This is a genomic window from Shewanella sp. GutDb-MelDb (assembly GCF_002836075.1).
Lineage (GTDB): Bacteria > Pseudomonadota > Gammaproteobacteria > Enterobacterales > Shewanellaceae > Shewanella.
On record NZ_PJBM01000032.1, the window covers coordinates 1 to 3,621 of the forward strand.

Below are 3,621 nucleotides of genomic sequence, written 5' to 3' on the forward strand. Positions count from 1 at the left end.
TAACTACCTAAGTGATAATTTAATTACATATACCACTGTGATTTTTAAAACAGAGGGTGTTTTAAAAACACCCTCTGTTAATATTATGGTTACCCATAACGGTATTCTATTCCAAATGTACCTCTAGGGTATTCCCATTTTTCCAGAATAGTGTCGCCACAAAGAAATTTACAGGTACCACATTCCAGACAACCCGCAGAATCAAAACGGATAGACCCGTCATCTTCGAGTTTATATAAACCAGCCGGGCAAGCGTTTACCAACTTGCGATACTCGTTCATATTCGGATTATCTTTGAGGATAATATGTGGATGACCTTCATCTACGTGAAATTTATTGACGCCCAGTTTAACGTCTACATTGACTGACTCGGTCATATTGAAGTGACTCCTTTAATGCCATCTTTGATCAGGTTCATGTAACCCACCTCTTTACAATGTTTCATGAGGGTCTTGCGTAGTGGTTGTGATTCGCTGCCATCTACGGTGAACATGCTTTGCATTATGTCGGCAACCATCTTTGGATACTGATTGAAGATCCGGGGTGTTTCCATGAATGCGGGAAGGTTCTTATAGAGTTTCAGATCTTTCATCAGGAAGCTGTCTTCCAGGAGTGTCTGATATGAAGATAAGCCTTGTGCGCTAAAATCACCTGTTGCACGAGCCGCTAAAACGGCTTTTGCTGCTGCTTCGCCAGAAGCGATGGCAAGATCCATACCGCGAACGGTATAGCCAATGTTTAAGCAAAAACCCGCCGCATCTCCGGTTATCAATACGCCATCATCGACCAGTTTCGGTACCATATTAAAACCAGCTTCCGGTACGACATGACCCGAATACTCAAGTAACTTACCGCCTTCAATCAATGGCTTAATCATTGAGTGATTTTTGAAATCTTCCAACATTTGCGGAACCGTTTTATCTGAACTGCCGATGTCGTGTAGTCCGCAAACGATACCCAGTGATACAGTGGTTTTGTTAGTGTAGATAAAGCCACCACCCATCAAACCATTTGATGGCGAACCGGCGAATAACCATGCCGCACCCTCATCGTCAGAGAGGTTAAATCTATCTTGAATAACCTCTTTCGGTAGTTCAATCAGCTCTTTTACCCCTACGGCCATCACGTCAGCGTTGACCTTAGGTTTTACCATGCCTAATTTCTCAGCCAGCACAGGATTAACGCCTTCAGCTAGAATGACTGACTTGGCTAGCAACTCATCACCATCGGCTTTAACGCCTATGACTTTGCCATCTTTAGTGATGAGCTCATCGACACGAATACCGCTAATAAATTGGGCACCCACCTCTTCGGCTTTTCCCATCAACCATTGGTCAAAATCACCTCTTAAAACTGTATAGGATTCTTGAACTGGTGTTTGTGCTCGGCCATTATGGTAGTCAAGGGTGACACCGGTATCATCGGTCAAGAAGGTGACTTTTTCTTTAGTGACTTTTCTTTCTACTGGTGCTTCTTTAGCAAAACCGGGAATAATTTTCTCTAGGCTATGCGCATAGAGTCGGCCACCTGTCATGTTTTTGCTTCCGGCAAAGTTGCCGCGTTCAATAACGAGAACATCAGCTCCCTCTTTTGCTAATACATAAGCGGCAACGCATCCAGCAAGCCCGGCACCTACGATAATCGCGTCAAATACATCTTCTGACATACAAATTTACTCTTCACATAATTTGGTTTTTAACACCGGACTTTCTGTGCCCAGTGTTAAATGGGGAGATAAATACGACCCGCTGGTCAATTAGCTTTTAAAGGCGCTGATGAGTGCTGGTACGACCTTATTTAAGTCGCCAACAATTCCGTAGTCTGCATACTGGAAAATGGGGGCGTTTTTATCTTTGTTTACCGCAAGAATTGTCTGTGAACCCAATGCGCCAACCATATGCTGTATCTGTCCAGAAATACCCAGAGCCAGATAAAGTTCTGGTTTTAGCATGACCCCAGAAACACCGATGTAACGCTCACGTTCCATCCATTTTTCTGTTTCGGCAATCGGGCGAGAACAACCCAGTTCTGCACCAATTGCAGCACCGAGTTCGGCAACCATTTGCAGATTCTCTTGTTTGCCAATACCGCTACCGATAGCAATAACGCGTTTTGCCTTACCTAAGTCCACGCTTTCGCCTTGCTTAGCACGGCGCTCGATGCACTTGATAGCAGATTTAGGTTCGATGAATGAAACCGAAACTGCTTCACCCGTTTTTGAAGTGTCAGCTTCGGCGGCTTCGAATACGCCATTTCCGATAGTCACAAGTGCGATGGGTGATACGATTTTCTCTTCACCTATCGCTAGGCCGCCGTAGACCATATGCTTGGCCGTGACACCTTCACCGACTGTGACTTCTGAAGCGTCGTTGACCACACCAGCCTTAAGCTGGACACCTAATTTTGCAGCCAGTGCTTTACCGCGTTTAGTCGCACCTAACAGCATTAAGGTGTGCGTATCGCCATTAGCGATCGCATGGGCCATCGTTTCGGCATAATCTTCAATGATCTTGTTGGCGTCTTTTTCACCCAGGTAATACACATGGGTTGCACCCAATGAGTATGCTGTGGCGATTTCATCTTCAGAGCCAATCACGAAAGCAGACACTTTTTCGCCTAGCTGAACGCCGCCGGCGATAACTTCAGGTAAACGGGAAGCGATATCACTAAATACCCATACATTAGACAGTTTGCTCATCATTTTTTCCCTTAGTTAAGTGCTTTGCGCAGGTATTCTGCAAATTCTGCGACTTGTTTTTCATCATCGCCGTCAATAATGATCTTCTTACGATCAGTTTGTTTTGGTGCCAGTACTGAAACGGATTCAACCAGAACAGGTATTTCAGCAAGCTCGAGATCTTCGATATTTAACTTAGTTACCGGCTTTTTGGATGCGGCTAAAATAGTCTTCATCGATGGGATTGATGGATCGTTAATATCGGCTGAAACAGAAATAACGGCAGGTAAGGTGATCTCAAGCACTTCGACTTCATCGTCTAAGGCTCTTTCAACGGTAAGCTTACCGTCTTGGACTGACACTATTTTACTGACGGCATTGATGGTGGCAACGTCCAGTAACTCACCCAGTTGTAGACCCACTTGTTGCGCGTATAAGTCACCTGAGCCATCACCACAAATAATCAGATCAAAGCCATTTTTCTTTGCGGCAGCCGCTAATACACGGGCAGTCTGATGAGGCAGAGCCTGTTCGAATTTTTCGTCAACGACAACAGTTAGCTCATCGGGTCCGCGAGAGAGGATGTCTTTACGCGCTTTAGGGTTATCTAAAGCCTTGCCGCCTATGCTTAAGGCGGTGATCTTGCATTCTCCAACAAGGGCTTTGATTTCGACCGCAGCTTCTACCGCATTGAGATCAAACTGGTTGATCTTTGGTGCAGCTTTGCTGGTGTCCAGAACACCGTCAGCTTTCACCGAGATATCTTGCTCTTCAGGAACTAATTTGTAACACGTAATAATTTTCATTATGTCTCCAGTTAAGATATTGCATACTTCTAAATTTGATATATGGCTATGTTCTTTATGATTTAACCTATACAACCTCAGAAAATGTCTTGACGGTAAACCGCTGCATACTTATTGTTTTTTGCCAATTCGGCGTAT

At 44.6% G+C, this 3,621-nt stretch carries 4 protein-coding genes; all 4 read right to left on the minus strand.

Annotated elements, in window-relative coordinates:
* Window positions 1-89: 89 nt before the first annotated feature.
* The 4 genes from CXF82_RS00810 to CXF82_RS00825 all read right to left on the minus strand — a co-directional run bounded on the left by CXF82_RS00810 (window position 90) and on the right by CXF82_RS00825 (window position 3,483).
* Window positions 90-377 (minus strand): ferredoxin family protein, encoded by a 288-nt coding sequence (locus CXF82_RS00810; RefSeq protein WP_101089884.1) that lies wholly within the window; start codon window positions 375-377, stop codon window positions 90-92.
* Window positions 374-1,666: an FAD-dependent oxidoreductase FixC gene (gene fixC, locus CXF82_RS00815; protein WP_102038864.1), complete on the minus strand. Its 1,293-nt coding sequence runs from the start codon at window positions 1,664-1,666 to the stop codon at window positions 374-376. The genes CXF82_RS00810 and fixC overlap by 4 nt, the downstream gene beginning before the upstream one ends.
* A 90-nt stretch (window positions 1,667-1,756) precedes the next feature.
* Window positions 1,757-2,698: an FAD-binding protein gene (locus CXF82_RS00820; RefSeq protein ID WP_101089886.1), complete on the minus strand. Its 942-nt coding sequence runs from the start codon at window positions 2,696-2,698 to the stop codon at window positions 1,757-1,759.
* 11 nt (window positions 2,699-2,709) lie between these two features.
* Window positions 2,710-3,483 carry an electron transfer flavoprotein gene (locus tag CXF82_RS00825; RefSeq protein ID WP_102043506.1) on the minus strand — a complete coding sequence of 258 codons (774 nt, stop codon included), beginning with the start codon at window positions 3,481-3,483 and terminating at the stop codon, window positions 2,710-2,712.
* Between the last annotated feature and the right edge of the window lie 138 nt (window positions 3,484-3,621).

Excerpts from the sequence above, each read along its gene's own strand:
- CXF82_RS00810 (WP_101089884.1), bottom strand. The coding sequence starts at position 377 with ATGACCGAGTCAGTCAATGTAGACGTTAAACTGGGCGTCAATAAATTT.
- fixC (WP_102038864.1), bottom strand. The coding sequence starts at position 1,666 with ATGTCAGAAGATGTATTTGACGCGATTATCGTAGGTGCCGGGCTTGCT.
- CXF82_RS00820 (WP_101089886.1), bottom strand. The coding sequence starts at position 2,698 with ATGAGCAAACTGTCTAATGTATGGGTATTTAGTGATATCGCTTCCCGT.
- CXF82_RS00825 (WP_102043506.1), bottom strand. The coding sequence starts at position 3,483 with ATGAAAATTATTACGTGTTACAAATTAGTTCCTGAAGAGCAAGATATC.